Origin of the sequence: Bradyrhizobium sp. BLXBL-01 (assembly GCF_051853025.1) — a bacterium.
Taxonomy (GTDB): domain Bacteria; phylum Pseudomonadota; class Alphaproteobacteria; order Rhizobiales; family Xanthobacteraceae; genus Bradyrhizobium.
In genome coordinates, this window is record NZ_CP182471.1 from 5,628,007 (window position 1) to 5,644,518 (window position 16,512).

Genomic DNA, 16,512 nt, shown 5'->3' on the forward strand with positions numbered 1-16,512 from the left:
CCCGCGGCAGTTTGCCTGCGGGACCTCGGCTGGCTAAACAGTTAAGAGGCCATCGTCGGCGGGGGCGGACAGCCGGGGTTAAGCGGGAATACATGATTGGGCGTACCGCCAGAGCTGGTCGCGGAGGGACGCGACGTCGATCGGGCGCGGGTCCTGTGCTTGCGACATGGACCACGCTGGCGCTCTCTTGCGCCCTGCCCGCGGCGGCATCGGCCGAAGCCCTCCCGGAAGCATTGGCAAAAGCCTACCAGACCAATCCGCAGCTCAATGCCGAGCGCGCGCGCCAGCGCGCCACCGACGAGAACGTGCCGCAGGCGCTCGCCGGCTACCGGCCGCAGATCGTGGCGAGCCTCAGCGCCGGGCTGCAATCGGTCCGCAATCTGTTGCCCGACAACACCATCCAGACCGGCAATCTGAAGCCCTGGATCATCGGCGTCACCGTGACGCAGAGCCTGTTCAACGGCTTCCGCACCGCCAACGGCGTGCGGGCCGCCGAGCTCCAGGTGCAGTCGGGCCGCGAAGCGCTGCGCAATGTCGGCCAGGGCGTGCTGCTCGATGCGGTCACGGCCTACACCAACGTTCTCGCCAACCAGTCGCTGGTCGAGGCGCAGCGCTCCAACGTCGCCTTCCTGCGCGAGACGCTCGCCGTCACCCAGCGCCGCCTCAATGCCGGCGACGTCACGCCGACCGACACCGCGCAGGCCGAAGCCCGCCTCAATCGTGGCCTTGCCGATCTCAACGCGGCCGAGGTCGCGCTAGCGGTCAGCCAGGCCACCTATGCGCAAGTGATCGGCAATGCGCCCTCGCAGCTCAGGCCTGCCGAGGCCGTCGACCGTTATCTGCCGAAGAGTCGCGAGGACGCCATGACGATGGCGATCCGCCAGCATCCGGCGGTGATGGCCGCCAGTTTCGACGTCGATGTCGCCTCCACCAACATCCGCATCGCCGAAGGCACGCTGCTGCCGAGCGCGACCATCCAGGGCAGCGCCAGCAAGAGCCGCAACAACGACCCGACGCTCGGCACCTTCGCCGAGGACCAGGCCTCGATCGTCGCCAACGTCACCGCGCCGATCTACGACGGCGGCCAGGCCGCGGCGCAGACCCGGCAGGCCAAGGAGATCACGGCGCAGAGCCGCCTCGTGCTCGACCAGGTGCGCAACCAGGCGCGCACGGCGGCGGTCAGCGCCTGGGTCGCCAATGAAGGCGCCAAGATCACGGTCTCGGCCTCCGAATCCGAGGTGAAGGCGGCCACCGTCGCGCTGCAGGGCGTACAGCGCGAGGCTGCGGGCGGCCAGCGCACGACGGTGGACGTTCTGAACTCGCAGGCCGATCTGATCCAGGCCAAGGCCCGCCTGATCGGCGCGCAACGCGACCGCGTGATCGCCTCCTACACGCTGCTCAGCGCCATCGGCCATCTCGACGTCAAGACGCTGAACCTGAACACGCCGGATTACCTGCCCGAGGTACACTACCACCAGGTCCGCGACGCCTGGCACGGCCTGCGCACGCCGTCGGGGCAGTAGCCTTCAAATCTCTCCGGTGGATGCCGATGAAAAGCCGCCGCATCCATCTGATGGGAGCCTCGGGCTCCGGCGTGACCACGATCGGTCGCGCGCTCGCGGACCAGCTGGCGCTGCCACATCACGACAGCGACGATTATTTCTGGCTGCCGACCGTGCCGCCCTATCAGACGACCCGCCCCGCCGCCGACCGCCTGCGCCTGATGCGCGAGATGTTCTTGCCGCGCCTCGACTGGGTGCTGAGCGGATCCGTCACCGGCTGGGGTGAGGAGCTCGTTTCGTACTTCGACCTGGTCGTCTTCGTGACCGCGCCGCGCGAGATCCGGATGAAGCGGTTGCGCGCCCGCGAGGCCGCCCATTTCGGCGCTGATGCCGTCGCGCCAGGCGGCTGGCGCCATGGCGAAACCGAAGACTTCGTCGAATGGGCCTCCCACTACGAAGCCGGCGATCGCGAAGGCCGCAGTCTCGCCAAGCATGAAGCGTGGCTCTCGGGCCTGCCCTGCCCGGTCGTGCGCGTGAACGGCTCACGTCCGCTTGCTGGTCTCGTCGAGCAGCTATGCAGCGAAGCGGAGCGGTTGCCCGGCTGATGTGATATTCTTCTTCCACCCGCCTACAAAAAAATAACCGGGAGAGAAACCATGCTCAGCCGACGCAGCGTCCTGCTTGCCTCCCTTGCGGCCGGAGTAGCCATGACCAGCAAAGCCCATGCCCGCGCGGCGCAGCCCGCGACGCCGATCAATTTCGACGTCCCGGCGCATGCCTGCGACTGCCATACCCACATTCATGGCGATGTCGAAAAGTTTCCGTTCTTCGCCGGACGCGTCTATACGCCGGAGCCGGCTTCGCCGGAAGAAATGGCCGCACTGCACAAGGCGCTGCATATCGAGCGCGTGGTGATCGTGACGCCGAGCGTCTACGGCACCGACAATTCCTCCACGCTGTTCGGCATGAAGGCGCGCGGCGCGACCGCGCGCGGCGTCGCCGTGATCGACGACAAGACGCCGGAGAGCGCGCTCGATACGATGCACCAGGACGGCTTCCGCGGCATCCGCCTCAATCTGGCGACCGGCGGCGTCAACGATCCCAATGTCGGCCGGCCGCGCTTCACCGCCGCCGTCGAGCGCATGAAGGCGCGCGGCTGGCACGTGCAGCTCTACACCACGCTGGCCATGATCTCGGCGATCAAGGACCTCGTCGAGACGGCGCCGGTGCCGGTCGTATTCGACCATTTCGGCGGCCTCGAGGCTTCGCTCGGGCTGGAGCAGCCGGGCTTCTCCGATCTCGTCGCGCTGGTGAAGTCCGGCAAGGCCCATGTGAAGATCTCCGGTGCCTATCGCTCGTCGAAGCTCGCGCCCGACTATCAGGACATGGTGCCCTATGCCCGCGCGCTGATCGCAGCCAATGCCGACCGCATCGTCTGGGGCACCGACTGGCCGCATCCGGATTCGAGCCGGGTCGAGGGACGCAAGCCCACCGACATCGCGCCGCTCTATCAGATCGACGACGGCCGCCTGCTCAACCAGCTTCCGGTGTGGGCGCCGGATGCCGAGGTGCGCAAGAAGATCCTGGTCGACAATCCGGCGCGGCTCTACGGGTTCTGACGATCAGCGCGCGCGGCGGGAGAAGAAGGAGATCAGGACCGGCAAGGTCACCAGGATCACGACGGGCGCCAGCATCATGCCGGTGACGACGACGACCGCGAGCGGCTTCTGCACCTGCGAGCCGATGCCTTCCGACAGCGCCGCCGGAAGAAGGCCGACGCCTGCGACGACGCAGGTCATCAGCACGGGCCGGAGCTGCAGCTCGCCGGTGCGCACCACCGCGCTCATGCGGTCCATGCCCTCTTCGATCAGCTGGTTGAACTGCGACAAGATGATGATGCCGTCCATCACGGCGATGCCGAACAGCGCGATGAAGCCGATCGCCGCGGAGACGCTGAATGCGGTGCCCGAGATCAAAAGGCCCAGCACGCCGCCGAAGATCGCCATCGGGATCACGCTCATCGCGAGCAGCGTGTCCGTCATCGAACCGAAGTTGAACCAGAGCAGCACGCCGATCAGTGCCAGCGAGATCGGCACCACGATCGAGAGCCGCCGGATCGCGTCCTGGAGATTGCCGAACTCGCCGACCCATTCCATGTGCGAGCCCGGCGGCAGCTGCACCTGCGCGGCGATCTTGTCCTGCGCCTCGCGGATCGCGCTGCCGAGATCGCGTTCGCGCACCGAGAACTTGATCGGCAGATAACGCTCCTGCTGCTCGCGATAGATGTAGGCAGCGCCGGAGACGAGGCTGATGGTCGCGACCTCGCTCAAGGGGATCTGCGTGACGGTGCCGTTCGGCCCGGGCGCGCCGATCCGCAAGTTCTGGATCGCCTCGGCGCTGCGGCGATATTCCGGCGCGAGGCGAACGATGATCGGGAAGTGGCGGTCGCTTCCGGGCTCATAGAGGTCGCCGGCGGTGTCGCCGCCGATCGCGACCTTGATGGTGGCGTTGATGTCGCCCGGCGCAAGGCCGTAACGCGCGGCCTTGGCGCGGTCGATGTCGATCTGAACGGTCGGCTGCCCGAGCGAGGTGAACACCGCGAGGTCGGTGACGCCCTGCACGGTGGCCAGCACCGACTTGATCTTGTTGGCGGTGTCTGTCAGCGCCTGGAGGTCGCTGCCGAAGAGCTTGATCGAGTTCTCGCCCTTCACGCCGGAGACGGCTTCGGAGACGTTGTCCTGGAGATATTGCGAGAAATTGAACTCGACGCCGGGGAAGCGATCGTCGAGCTGCTTGAGCAATTGCGCGGTCAGCTCCTCCTTGTCGCGGGTACCTGGCCACTGGCTCACGGGCTTGAGCGGCGCGAAGAACTCGGCGTTGAAGAAGCCGGCGGCGTCGGTGCCGTCGTCGGGACGGCCGTGTTGCGACACGACGGATTCGACCTCGGGCCGGGCCCGGATCACCTTGCGCATCTCGTTGACGTAGCTGTTGCCTTCCTGGAGCGAGATGGTCGGCGGCAGCGTGGCACGGATCCAGAGATTGCCCTCCTCCAGCTTCGGCAGGAATTCGAGGCCGAGCAGCCGGGCGAGTGCGACCGTCATCAGCACGAGGCCGACCGCACCGCCGAGGACGATGCTGCGATTGGCGACCGCCCAATTCAGCAACGGCGAGTACAGCCGGTGCAGGATCAGCATCACCTTCGTCTCGGTCTCCTCGACATGCGCGGGCAGGATGATTGCGGACAGCGCGGGCGTGACGGTGAAGGTGGCAAGGAGGCCGCCGGCCAGCGCATAGGCATAGGTGCGCGCCATCGGCCCGAAGATATTGCCCTCGACGCCTGACAGCGTGAACAGGGGCAGGAAGGCCGCGATGATGATCGCGGCGGCGAAGAAGATCGATCGCGAGACATCGGCGGCCGCGCTGAGGATGGCATGGCTCTTCATGCCGAACAGCGTCTCGGGCGACATATGCTCGGATTCCGACATCGGCGTCGTTTGCGTCAGGCGGCGGAAGATCGCCTCAACCATGATGACGGTGGCATCGACGATGAGGCCGAAATCGATCGCGCCGACCGACAGGAGGTTGGCCGATTCCCCGCGCAGCACCAGGATGATGACGGCGAAGAACAGCGCGAACGGGATGGTGGCGCCGACGATCAGCGCGCTGCGGAGATCGCCGAGGAAGATCCACTGCAACAGCACGATCAGCAGGATGCCGATCACCATGTTGTGCAGCACGGTGTGGGTGGTGAGCTCGATCAGGTCGCCGCGGTCGTAGATGCGCTCGATGCGCACGCCGGGCGGCAGGATGCTGGAGTTGTTGATCTGCTGGACGAGTTCGTGGACGCGCTTGATGGTCGGCGAGCTCTGCTCGCCGCGCCGCATCAGCACGATGCCCTGCACGATGTCGTCGGAATCGTCGAGGCCGGCAATGCCGAGACGTGGCTTCTGGCCGACCGTGACGGTGGCGACGTCCTTGACCAGCACCGGATTGCCGCCTGTCTGCGCCACCATGGTGTTGGCGAGATCGTCGATCGAGCGGATCAGGCCGACGCCGCGCACGACGGCGGATTGCTGGCCGATATTGACGGTGTTGCCGCCGACATTGACGTTGGAATTGCCGACCGCCTGGAGCAGTTGCGGCAGCGTCAGGCCGTTGGCGACCAGCTTGTTGAAGTCGACCTGAATCTCGTAGGTCTTGCTCCTGCCGCCCCAGCCGGTGACGTCGATCACGCCGGGCACCGCGCGGAAGCGGCGCTGCAGCATCCAGTCCTGGATGGTCTTGAGGTCGAGCACGCTGTAGTTCGGCGGGCCGACGAGACGATAGCGGAAGATCTCGCCGATCGGGCTGAGCGGCGAGATCTGCGGCTGGACGTTGCCGGGCAGCGGGGCGAGCTGCGCCAGGCGATTCAGCACCTGCTGCAGCGCCTCGTCATAGGTATAGGCGAAGGAAAACTGGATTTTGACGTCAGACAGACCGTAGAGCGAGATGGTGCGGATGGTCGTGATGTTCTTCAGGCCCGCTACCTGGGTCTCGATCGGGATCGTGATGTAGCGCTCGATCTCCTCCGCCGACAGCCCCGGGCTCTGCGTCACGATGTCGACCATCGGCGGGGTCGGATCGGGATAGGCCTCGATGTTGAGCCGGTTGAACGCGATCAGACCGCCGATCAGCACGGCGGCGAACATGCCGACCATCAGGAAACGCCGGTTGACGGCAAGGGCAACGAGACGATCCATTCAGGTCTTCAATTTTCTTGGGTCGTCGATCAGCTGCCGGACGCCGCGCGGTCGATGAACAGACTGCCTTTGGTGACGATCTGCTCGCCGGGCTTCAGATTACTGGTGACCTCGACGAGATTGCCGTTGATGAGACCGGTCTTGATCTGGCGCAGCTCGACCGACTTGTCCTCACGCGCGACCCAGAGGCGGACCTTGTCGGCCTCGTAGATCAGCGCCTGCTTCGGCACCGCCGGCGCGGCGCGGTCGCCGGCCGAATAGATCGTGACGTTCGCGAACATTTCCGGCTTGAGCAGCCCGTCCTTGTTGTCGATCGTGGCGCGGACCAACAGGCGGCGGGTGGCGGGGTCGATCGCGGCGGCAACGTAATTGATCTTGGCGCTGAACGGACGGCCCGGCAGCGCCATCACGTTGACGGTGATGTCCTGCCCGATGCACACCGCGGCTGCATCGCTCTCGCGCACGAAGGCGGTGAGCCAGACCGTGGAGAGGTCGCCGACCACGAAGACCGGATCGCTCGCGCCGGAATTGACGTATTGGCCCGGGCCGATCTTGCGCTGCACGACCGTGCCGGAGATCGGCGAATAGATCGTGATCTCCCGGTCGATGACGCCTTTTTCCTGGAACGTCCTGATCGCCTCGTCGGTGAAGCCGAGGATGCGCAGCTTGTTGCGCGCGGCTTCCAGCGCCGTCACCGAGGAGCGCATGTCGTTGCGCGCCTGCACCTGGGCCGCTTCCGCCTGCTGGTAATCCTTCAGCGGAATGGCATGGCCCTCGTAGAGGTCCTTGGCGCGCTTGAACTGGATGTCGGAAAGCTCGAGCGCCGACTTCGCCTTGTTCTGCGAAGTCATCGCCGCGATGAAATCGTTCTGGGCCTGCACGGTGTCGGCGGCCTCGATCGTAAACAGCGGTTGACCTTGCTTCAGCGTCTCGCCCGGCTTTGCGAGCAGCTTGGTGACACGGCCTGCATAGGGCGAGAACACCGGGGTCGAGCGGTCCTCGTCGACTGCGACCTTGCCCTCGGTGACATACTCGGCGCGGAAGCTCCTGGCGGCGACCGGCTCGATCGTCAGCGTCGCCCATTCGGACGGCGTCGGCGTGAAGGTCTGCGCATTCCTGCGCGACTGGCTGGAGATTTCGGAGTGCTTCTTTTCCTTCGCCCCCGAAGAGAAGAAGCCGTACGCTCCGGCACCGGCGCCGGCGAGAGCTAGTAAAACTACGGATGCGATCACCCGTTGTTTTGTAAGCACCTGCAATCGCTTGGTATTCTCAACTACCATGGGGCCCGGTCGTGTCTGCGACGATCTCGGCAAATGACGGCCTGATCGGTCGCGCTAATAGTGCCGAATTGGGAGTTCAAACAACCTAAAAAACGCCTCGCCCCTATCCGTTTGCGTTAAAATTTTGCGACACGTCAGCTTCATGTCAGCTTCGCGCCGGCCAGTGCGCCGGATGACTGCCGAGCGGCATCGCCGGACGGCTCCATCGCGCCGGCGTCTTCGACAGCAGTGCGGAATGCTGCACCGCCTTCAAGGTGCCGAAGCCAGATTGCATGCGTTCTATGAACGCAGCATGTACGGCTTCTCCCGTAGTATCCGGGGTATTCAATCCGCCCTCGAGCCGGCCGAGATTCCACAGCCAGCGCCCCGTCTGCGCCAGCGATACGCGCACGTGCCAGCTGCCGCCTTCGCGCACCTGGCGTGCCTTGGCCATCATCGCGCCGAACGCCATCAGATAGCCGGTGGCGTGGTCGAGCATCTGTGCCGGCAATTCCTTGGGGCCATCGATGCCGGCGGCCTGGCCCTCGGCATGGTTGAAGCCCGTTGTAGTCTGCACCAGGGAGTCGAAGCCGCGCCGCTCGGCCCAGGGGCCGGCGTGGCCATAGGCCGACAGCGTGACATAGACGATGCCGGGATTGATCTGCGCTGCGTGCTCCGGCGCAAAGCCGAGCGCGGCGAGCGCGCGCGGACGATAACCTTGCGAGAAGATGTCGGCGTCCTTGAGCAGCTCGCGCAACTGCACCCGCCCGGCTTCGCTCTTCAGTTCGATGAAGGTGGTGAGCTTGCCGCGGCCGGTGTCGATGGTGAGCCAGTCGATCGCGGGCAGCTCAGGTCCTGATACCAGCAGCACGTCCGCACCGTGCGCAGCGAGCGTGCGGCCGGCGACGGGACCTGCGATGACGCGGGAGAGATCGAGCACGCGAAGACCTGAGAGCGGACGATCGCCTTTTGGCCACGGCTTTGGCGGCGCCTCGCCGATCTTCTCGATCGAGAGCAGCGGCAACTCGGCGAGCGCGCGCGCCTGCGGGTGCGCGGACCATTCGTCGTAGGACCGCATCAAGGCGACGACGCCGCCCGCGGCATAGGCCGCGCTTTCGAAATCCTCGCCCTTCCACTGCATCAATGCGGCCTGTACTTTCTCGCGCTCGGGCTCGCGGTCGAGCACCTTGCAGACGGCGTCGCGGTGATGCGGAAAGTTGGTGTGGCAGCGAACGAAACGGCCATCGCCGGTTCTGTAGACGCCGGCGATGGCGTCCCAGGCCGGTGGCGGTGGCTTGTCGTCGCGGCGCAGATAACGCTCGGAACGGCATTCGGCGACGGCATGGCGCATGTCGACGGAGACGTCCTGCGCCTCGCCGCTGCGCAGCTTCCATATCTCGGCGGCGGCAAGGCCGGCCGCCGCGATCGTGGTCTGGCCGGCGACGGCAACGCGAAACGAGGACGGGATTTGCGGCTCCTCGCCGGTCAGCCGCACGCGGCCGAGCGCGGCCTGATCGCCACCGGCGGAGGTCCAGATATCCTTGAGAATATCGGCGGGGCTTTGCATGGCCACTTCTCTCCCTTGCAGTTGAGCATGATCTCTGCGCAAGCGCGTTCCGCGTTTGTCGCGTCGGAAAACCACTGCACATTCTTCCGGATCATGCTGTAGTTTTGCGACCATCCATCAGCACATAAGGGAATGCAATGGCCGCCATCGATCCCCTCATCGCAGGTGCCGTGTTCATCGCGACAGCGGCCACCGATGCCGTCTATGTCATGTTCACCTCGGCCGTGATCGCGCGCAAGCGCATCCCCGCCGCGAACTGGAGCGCGGTCTGGTACCTGCTCTCCTCTTACGCCGTGATCAGCTACACCGAAAACGCCTTCTATGTCGCCTTCGCCGCGATCGGCTCCTGGGCCGGCGCCTATGCCTCGCTGACCTTCCTGCACCGCCCGCCCGGCGGCCCGCCGGTGGGGGCTGCGCCGGAGTGAGGGAGCCCGCCTCTCTCCGCGTCATTGCGAGGAGCCCTTGCGACGAAGCAATCCAGACTGTTTCTGCGGATGCAATCTGGATTGCTTCGCTGCGCTCGCAATGACGACGTGGGGGCTTCTGGGCGTCTCTCGAAACAGCTACAGTCCCTGCGACCAACAAAAAGGAGCCAACAATGGATCTCGGTCTCAAGGGCAAGAACGCCGTCGTGCTCGGCGGCACGCGCGGCATCGGACGGGCGATTGCGGCGACGCTGGCCGGTGAAGGTGCCAATGTCGCGGTGTGCGCGCGCAACGCCGATCAGGTTGCGGCAACCGTCGCGGAGTTGAAGGCGAGCGGCATCAACGCCACCGGCGGCACGGTCGACGTCACCGACGGCGCGGCGCTGAAAAGCTGGATCGAGACGGCTGGGAAAGCGCTCGGCGGCATCGACTTGCTGTTTTCCAATGCCGGCGCAATGGCGCAAGGGCACGATCCCGCATCCTGGGAGCAGAATTTCCGGCTCGACGTGCTCGGCGCCGTGCACGCCTTCGAGGCCGCCCGGCCGTTCCTCGAGGCAAGCGGCGCCGACGGCGGCGATGCGGCCTTCGTGATCGTCTCGTCGATCGCCGCAGCGCAGGCGGACGCGGCCGGCTCCTACGGCCCGATCAAGGCCGCGCTGATCCACATGGCCAAGGGACTGGCGCGGCAATACGCGAAGAAGAAGATTCGCGTGAATGTCGTGTCGCCCGGCACTGTCTATTTCAAGGGCGGCGTCTGGGAGATGATCGAGAAGAACATGCCGGAGCGGTACCAGGACGCGATGAAGCGCAACCCGACCGGCCGCATGGCGACGCCGCAGGAGATCGCGAACGCGGCGGTGTTTCTGGCAAGCCCGGTGTCGGGATTCACCACGGGGTCGAATCTGGTCGTGGATGGCGCGATCTCGAACCGGGTGAATTTTTGAGGGGCGGCATCATCATCGACGAACTTGGAGGGTGGGCAAAGCGAAGCGTGCCCACCGCTTTCGCGACGAGATCCCAGAAGGTGGGCACGGCGCTTACGCGCCTTTGCCCACCCTACGGCAGCTGAGAGTGTGGCGCGCGATCGCGTCAGCAAACTCGTCATTGCGAGCGTAGCGAAGCATTCCAGCATCTTTCCGCGGGGACAGTCTGGATTGCTTCGCTGCGCTCGCAATGACGGCGTGGTGGGCAGCTCGCCTTACGACGCTCAATGAAAATCCCGCGACGGCGGCAGGATGCGGACGTTGCGGGGGTGTCGGACTTTTTGCGCGGGCATGTCCGCGAGGGCGCGGGGGTCTTCGTTGAGTGGCTCCACGACGGTGGCGCCTGCGGGCACCGGATGTTTGCGGCTTAGCGCATCGTTGGCCAATCCGACCAGATCCTGCGAGCGGTCGACCATGCGCTGGGCGATGAGATGCGTCACCTTCTCCGGGCTGCTCTGGATGTAGCCCTCGACCAGGATGAGGCGCGCGCCCATCACCTCTTTCCGGTACTGCTCCATGATCTTGGGCCACACCACGACATTGGCGATGCCGGTTTCGTCCTCCAGCGTCATGAACACGACGCCGCTGGCGCTGCCCGGCCGCTGGCGCACCAGGACCACACCGGCGCAGCGGACGCGGCGCCGCTCGTTCTCATGGCTGATCTCCTTGCAGGCGACGATACGCTCGCGCGTCAACATCTCGCGCAAGAATTCCATCGGATGGCCCTTCAGCGACAGGCGGATGGTCTGGTAGTCCGCGACCACCTGCTCGGCGCGCGGCATCACCGGCAGCGGTTTTGCGCCTTCGTCCGGCTGCTCGCGCGCGGTCGCCGCCTCGAACAGCGGCAGCGGCACGTCGTCGGGCAGCCGCCGCACCTGCCACAGCGCTTCGCGGCGATCGAGCCCGAGCGAGCGGAACGCATCGGCATCCGCCAAGAGGATCAGCGCGCGCTTGGGCAGCCCGGTGTCGCGGGCAAAGTCTTCCAGCGAGGTGAAGGGACGGCGGTTGCGCGCGGCGACGATGCGATCGGCCCAATCGGGCACTCTCTCCACGTCGTCATTCCGGGGCGCGCCTCTTGGCGCGAGCTCTGGTGCGCAATTGCGCACCTTAGAATCCATACTCCCGATCGTGGTTATGGATTCCGGGCTCGACGCTGACGCGTCGCCCCGGAATGACCGCTGGGAGCGCTTCAGCCTCTCCTCGTCCTCGTCCAGCCAGTGGAATCCATCAATCTGGCGGAAGCCCAGGCGCACGGCGCAGTATTTTCCGTCAGTGTCCTCCAGCGTGTTCTGCGCAAAGCTGTAGGACACGTCGATGTCGCGCACCTCGACGCCGTTCTTGCGGGCATCGCCGACGATCTGCGCCGGCGCATAAAAGCCCATCGGCTGCGAATTCAACAGACCGCAGCAGAAGGCGTCGGGATGATAGTGCTTCAGCCACGACGAAATGTAGACCAGCTGTGCAAAGCTCGCGGCATGGCTCTCCGGAAAGCCGTAGGAGCCAAATCCCTTGATCTGGTCAAAACAGCTTTTGGCGAAATTGGGATCGTAGCCGCGGGCGACCATGTTGCCGATCAGCTTCTCCTCGTACTGGCCGATGGTGCCGACATTGCGGAAGGTCGCCATCGAGCGGCGCAGGCCGTTGGCTTCCTCGGAGGTGAAATGTGCGGCCTCGATCGCAATGCGCATCGCCTGCTCCTGGAACAGCGGGACACCGAGCGTTTTGTGCAGCACCTTGTAAAGCTCGTCCTTGTCACCATGGTCCGGCGACGGAGACGGATAGCTCACCTTTTCCAGCCCGTTCCGCCGCCTTAAGTAGGGATGCACCATGTCGCCCTGGATCGGCCCGGGGCGCACGATCGCGACCTCGATGACGAGATCGTAGAAGGTGCGCGGCTTCAGCCGCGGCAGCATGTTCATCTGCGCGCGGCTCTCGACCTGGAACACGCCAAGCGATTCCCCGCGGCACAGCATGTCGTAGACGTTGGGATCGTCTTGGGGAACGCTCGCAAGCACAAAACGCTCGCCCTTGTGCTGGTCGATGAGATCGAAACATTTCCTGATGCAGGTCAACATGCCCAGAGCGAGCACGTCGACCTTCATCATATGAAGCGCGTCGACGTCGTCCTTGTCCCATTCGATGAAGGTGCGGTCGTCCATCGCGGCGTTGCCGATCGGCACATAGGTGTCGAGCCGGTCCTGGGTCAGTACATAGCCGCCGACATGCTGGGACAGGTGACGCGGGAATTCGATCAGCTCGGTCGCAAGCTCGACCGCGAGGTTGATCATGGGATTTTGCGGATCGAGCCCGGCCTGGCGGACCTGCATGTCGTTGAGGCCCTTGCCCCAGCTGCCCCAGACGGTGTCGGCGAGCGCGGCGGTGACGTCCTCGCTCAGGCCCAGCGCCTTGCCGACGTCGCGGATGGCGCTGCGCGGGCGATAATGAATGACGGTGGCGATGATCGCGGCGCGGTGGCGGCCGTAGCGCCGATAGACATATTGCATCACCTCCTCGCGGCGCGAATGCTCGAAATCGACGTCGATGTCGGGCGGCTCCAGCCGCTCCTTGGAGATGAAGCGTTCGAACAACAGATCGACCTTGGTCGGGTCGACCGAGGTGACGCCGAGCACGTAACACACGGCCGAGTTCGCTGCCGAACCGCGGCCCTGGCACAAAATGTTCTGGCTGCGCGCGTAGTGGACGATGTCGTGCACGGTGAGGAAGTAATGCGCGTATTTCAGCTCGGCGATCAGCGCGAGCTCCTTGTTCAAGGTCGCGCGCAGCTTGTCGTCGATCTTGCCGCCGAAATATTTGTCGACGCCCGCCCAGGTCAGGTCCTCCAGATGCCCCTGCGCGGTCTTGCCCGGCGGTACCGGCTCGTCGGGATATTGGTACTTGAGCTGATCGAGCGAGAACTCGATTGCGTCCGCAAAGCGCATGGTCTCTGCGATCGCCTCGGGAAAATCGCGGAACAGCCGCGCCATTTCGCGCGGCGTCTTCAGGAAGCGCTCGGCATTGGCTTCGAGCTTCCGTCCAATCGCCTCGATCGTGGTCTTTTCCCGGATGCAGGTCAGCACGTCCTGAAGCGGACGGCGGCGAGGATCGTGATACAGCACCTCGTTGGTCGCGAGCAACGGCACCTTGGCCTTTGCGGCGAGATCATCGAGCTGCGAGAGGCGCCGCCTGTCGTCGCCGCGATAGAGCAGGCTCGCCGCCAACCACACGCCCTCGGCACGGCTATCCCTAAGCTTTGCGAGAACATCCAGCGCCTGCGCCGGCTCGAAACGATGCGGCAGCGTCAGGATCAGGAGCTGGCCTTGCGAGAATTCCAGGAGATCGGCGAAGGTGAGACGGCACTCGCCTTTCTCGATCCGCGTGATGTCGTCGCCGCGCTTGCCCCTCGTGAGGAGCTGGCACAGCCGGCCATAGGCGGCGCGATCGCGTGGATAGACCAGGATGTCGGGCGTGCCATCCATGAAGACGATACGGGCGCCGATCAACAGTTTCGGCTTGTGCAGCACCTCGTCATTGTCGAGCTCGTTCCAGGCACGCACCACGCCGGCGAGCGTGTTGTGGTCGGCAATGCCGATCGCGGGAATTCCGAGCTTGCTGGCCTGATGCACATAGGCGCGCGGATCCGAGCCGCCGCGCAGGAAGGAGAAGTTTGTGGTGATGCCGATCTCGGCATAGCTAAGCGTAGTCATGCGAACAGACCGTGCACATACCAGCCGGGAGACGCCGGCTTGCCGTCACCATCGAACACCTCGCCTTCATAGAGACCGTCGCGAAAGATCCAGAAGCGCAGGCCCTCGGCATCCTCGATGCGGAAATAGTCCCGCGTCAGTTGCTTGCCGTCCTGCCGCCACCATTCCATGGCGATGCGCTCGGGCCCCTCCACCCGCACCACCGCGTGCAGCGCGCGGCGCCAGGTGAATTGATGCGGCGGGCCATCGGGCACGGTCGCGAACGGCACCTTGATCGGCTCCGGCTTGTCGAACAGCCGCAAGGGACGCAGCGGCGGCTCGCTCTCGGTACGAACAGGCCATTCGGCCTGCATGGCAGCCGCGAGATGATGCTGCGCCGATGCGGCCAGCACCGCGCTTTCGGGGATATGGGTATCCTGCGGCAGGTGCACGACGACGCGTTTTCCCCCGATGCGCGCGGCGATGCGGTCGATCAAAGCGGCGAGTTCGTCATTGTCGTGGACATGAGCATCGAGATCGCGCTGCTCCTGCACCACGATCTCGGTGCGGCTCGCCGACAACCGCACCATGTCGAAGCCGAAGCCGGGATCGAGGGGATCGGCGAGTGCATCGAGCCGCTCGCGGAACAGGCGGTCGACCACGGCGCTTCGCGTTACGGGGCGTCCGGTTTCGACCGTGATCGCGCGCACCACGCCGTCGGTGCGGAAGAACGTGGCCTCGAGTCGCCGCGCGCCTTTGCCCTGCTTCTCCATGGACGCGATCAACGTGTCGGCGAGCCGCGACAGCGTCATCGCGATCATGGTGTCGGTCGCGATCGGCTCGGCAAAGCGTTTTTCCACGATGTAATCGGGCAGCGGTTTTCGCGGGCTGATCGGCGCATCGCCTTGCCCCAGCGCATGGGCGAGCAGCGTGGAGAAGCGCGCCCCGAACCGCGCCGTGATCTCGGAGGCGCTGCGCGATGCGACATCGCCGATGGTCTTCAGCCCGGCCCGGCGCAGGCCGGTGGTGATGGCTTCACCTGCACCGAGCGCGGAGACTGGAAACGACCTGATCGCCTCCGCCTCGCCGCCATCGGCAACGATGGTGCCGGATGCCTGCCGCGTCAGCGTGCGGGCGCAGATCGAGGTGCCGGCGATCGCCGCGCTGACGGCAAAGCCTTGCCGGCAGAGCGCGCGGACTAATGTCCGCAACAGCGCCGCCTCGCCGCCGAACAGATGGGCGCAGCCGGTGATGTCAAGAAACAGCCCGTGCGGCACATCGAGCGCCACCAGCGGCGTGAAACGGTCGCACCAGTCGGCGATATCGTTGAGCGTCTTGGAATCAGCGACAGGGTCGGCGTCGAACACACGCAAGTCCGGACACATCGCCCGCGCATTGGCGAGCGGCTGGCCGATATACAGGCCGAGGCGCTCGGCGGCCTCGTCCAGCGCATGGATCACCAGCGCATTGTTATCCTTGATGACGACGATATCAGGCTCATGATTGGCCTTACCCAGCCCGGCGCTGTTGAAGAAGCGCTGGATCCTGTCGATGGGCAGGCGCGGCAGCCACAGGCTGAGGATACGTCGACGGTTCACTGAACTGGCACTCATCACAATTCCATTCCATGATCCACCGGCCGCACGGGCCATGACGATTGCGCAAGAGCTCGGCATCGAACACCGGCGCGCCCCAGGCACTCCACACCGAGCCCGGCGGCGAATGCGCCGCACGCAGCATCCATCGCGTCTCCGCGGTCGAGGGCAGCGGCTGCGCGGCCATCCGCAGCAAGAGCCCGGTAACGCCCGAGCCTTGCGCGGCGAGCGTCAACTTGCGGCTCGCCACGAGATCGAACTGCCTGATCTCGCCCCAGAGCTCGAGCACGACGGCGCCGAGCGCATCGCAGGCAAGCGCATCGGCCGAGGTGCGTAGCGCGCTCTCGACATCGGCGGCACGCACCATCACCAGGCGGCGCGGATCGAGGCCGAGCTCGGCGAGCCCGCTCATCGACAGCGCGCCGGCCTCGAGCTCCGAAAAATCCTGCCGCACCCATAGCAGCGGCCGGCGCGCGCTCACGCGCCCGGCAAGGCCCATGACAAAGCCCGTCGCGGCCGCGCCCTGGCGGCCCTCGCAAAACACCTCGTGGATCGCCGCGCGCGCGAGCCCGCCCTTCAGCGCGCTGTCGGCCTCGCTGTGGCCGAGGCCGACGCGATCGTGTTGATGCAGGACCTCCGCCGTCTCGATGCGCTCGATCTGGCCGCGCAGGATCGCAAGCGCGCTGATGCGTGCGCCGCTCATGCTCGCCGCTCCTTCAGAGATTGATGCCGTGGCCTTCAAAAGAAGAACCAACGGCT

11 protein-coding genes are annotated in these 16,512 nt (G+C 65.5%); 5 read left to right on the forward strand and 6 right to left on the reverse strand.

Features of this window, described 5'->3' with window-relative positions:
• Nucleotides 1–92 precede the first annotated feature (92 nt).
• From ACNJYA_RS26225 to ACNJYA_RS26235, 3 genes are read left to right on the forward strand one after another with little or no spacing between them, the layout of a single operon-like run.
• Nucleotides 93–1,523: a TolC family outer membrane protein gene (locus ACNJYA_RS26225; RefSeq protein ID WP_439400958.1), complete on the forward strand. Its 1,431-nt coding sequence runs from the start codon at nt 93–95 to the stop codon at nt 1,521–1,523.
• 26 nt (nt 1,524–1,549) lie between these two features.
• Nucleotides 1,550–2,107, forward strand: a complete 558-nt coding sequence (locus tag ACNJYA_RS26230) for a hypothetical protein (protein WP_439363753.1) — start codon at nt 1,550–1,552, stop codon at nt 2,105–2,107.
• A 51-nt stretch (nt 2,108–2,158) separates the two neighbouring features.
• Nucleotides 2,159–3,121 carry an amidohydrolase family protein gene (locus ACNJYA_RS26235; protein ID WP_172784151.1) on the forward strand — a complete coding sequence of 321 codons (963 nt, stop codon included), beginning with the start codon at nt 2,159–2,161 and terminating at the stop codon, nt 3,119–3,121.
• 3 nt (nt 3,122–3,124) lie between these two features.
• Here ACNJYA_RS26235 and ACNJYA_RS26240 read toward each other — a convergent pair whose 3' ends face one another.
• The 3 genes from ACNJYA_RS26240 to ACNJYA_RS26250 all read right to left on the reverse strand — a co-directional run bounded on the left by ACNJYA_RS26240 (nt 3,125) and on the right by ACNJYA_RS26250 (nt 9,067).
• Nucleotides 3,125–6,241, reverse strand: a complete 3,117-nt coding sequence (locus tag ACNJYA_RS26240; RefSeq protein WP_212259664.1) for an efflux RND transporter permease subunit — start codon at nt 6,239–6,241, stop codon at nt 3,125–3,127.
• A gap of 29 nt (nt 6,242–6,270) precedes the next feature.
• Nucleotides 6,271–7,521: an efflux RND transporter periplasmic adaptor subunit gene (locus ACNJYA_RS26245; protein WP_212259666.1), complete on the reverse strand. Its 1,251-nt coding sequence runs from the start codon at nt 7,519–7,521 to the stop codon at nt 6,271–6,273.
• 145 nt (nt 7,522–7,666) lie between these two features.
• On the reverse strand, nt 7,667–9,067 hold the full coding sequence (locus tag ACNJYA_RS26250; protein WP_439363754.1) for a CoA transferase: 1,401 nt from the start codon (nt 9,065–9,067) through the stop codon (nt 7,667–7,669).
• Between the two features lie 137 nt (nt 9,068–9,204).
• Between ACNJYA_RS26250 and ACNJYA_RS26255 the strand changes: the two genes are divergently transcribed.
• A complete protein-coding gene (locus tag ACNJYA_RS26255; protein ID WP_057027154.1) occupies nt 9,205–9,492 on the forward strand; it encodes a hypothetical protein in 288 nt (95 codons plus the stop codon).
• 173 nt (nt 9,493–9,665) lie between these two features.
• A complete protein-coding gene (locus ACNJYA_RS26260; protein WP_439363755.1) occupies nt 9,666–10,436 on the forward strand; it encodes an SDR family NAD(P)-dependent oxidoreductase in 771 nt (256 codons plus the stop codon).
• Nucleotides 10,437–10,699: 263 nt separating this feature from the next.
• Here ACNJYA_RS26260 and ACNJYA_RS26265 read toward each other — a convergent pair whose 3' ends face one another.
• The 3 genes from ACNJYA_RS26265 to ACNJYA_RS26275 are packed head-to-tail and all read right to left on the reverse strand — an operon-like array spanning nt 10,700 to nt 16,456.
• Nucleotides 10,700–14,179, reverse strand: coding sequence for an error-prone DNA polymerase (locus ACNJYA_RS26265; RefSeq protein WP_439363756.1), 3,480 nt, complete (start codon nt 14,177–14,179; stop codon nt 10,700–10,702).
• Nucleotides 14,176–15,771, reverse strand: coding sequence for a Y-family DNA polymerase (locus ACNJYA_RS26270; RefSeq protein ID WP_439363757.1), 1,596 nt, complete (start codon nt 15,769–15,771; stop codon nt 14,176–14,178). The genes ACNJYA_RS26265 and ACNJYA_RS26270 overlap by 4 nt, the downstream gene beginning before the upstream one ends.
• Entirely contained in the window at nt 15,668–16,456 is a 789-nt protein-coding gene (locus ACNJYA_RS26275) for an ImuA family protein (RefSeq protein ID WP_439363758.1), read from the reverse strand. Before ACNJYA_RS26275 ends, ACNJYA_RS26270 begins: the two co-directional genes overlap by 104 nt.
• Nucleotides 16,457–16,512 lie beyond the last annotated feature (56 nt).

Excerpts from the sequence above, each read along its gene's own strand:
- ACNJYA_RS26225 (WP_439400958.1), top strand. The coding sequence starts at position 93 with ATGATTGGGCGTACCGCCAGAGCTGGTCGCGGAGGGACGCGACGTCGA.
- ACNJYA_RS26230 (WP_439363753.1), top strand. The coding sequence starts at position 1,550 with ATGAAAAGCCGCCGCATCCATCTGATGGGAGCCTCGGGCTCCGGCGTG.
- ACNJYA_RS26235 (WP_172784151.1), top strand. The coding sequence starts at position 2,159 with ATGCTCAGCCGACGCAGCGTCCTGCTTGCCTCCCTTGCGGCCGGAGTA.
- ACNJYA_RS26240 (WP_212259664.1), bottom strand. The coding sequence starts at position 6,241 with ATGGATCGTCTCGTTGCCCTTGCCGTCAACCGGCGTTTCCTGATGGTC.
- ACNJYA_RS26245 (WP_212259666.1), bottom strand. The coding sequence starts at position 7,521 with ATGGTAGTTGAGAATACCAAGCGATTGCAGGTGCTTACAAAACAACGG.
- ACNJYA_RS26250 (WP_439363754.1), bottom strand. The coding sequence starts at position 9,067 with ATGCAAAGCCCCGCCGATATTCTCAAGGATATCTGGACCTCCGCCGGT.
- ACNJYA_RS26255 (WP_057027154.1), top strand. The coding sequence starts at position 9,205 with ATGGCCGCCATCGATCCCCTCATCGCAGGTGCCGTGTTCATCGCGACA.
- ACNJYA_RS26260 (WP_439363755.1), top strand. The coding sequence starts at position 9,666 with ATGGATCTCGGTCTCAAGGGCAAGAACGCCGTCGTGCTCGGCGGCACG.
- ACNJYA_RS26265 (WP_439363756.1), bottom strand. The coding sequence starts at position 14,179 with ATGACTACGCTTAGCTATGCCGAGATCGGCATCACCACAAACTTCTCC.
- ACNJYA_RS26270 (WP_439363757.1), bottom strand. The coding sequence starts at position 15,771 with ATGAGTGCCAGTTCAGTGAACCGTCGACGTATCCTCAGCCTGTGGCTG.
- ACNJYA_RS26275 (WP_439363758.1), bottom strand. The coding sequence starts at position 16,456 with ATGAGCGGCGCACGCATCAGCGCGCTTGCGATCCTGCGCGGCCAGATC.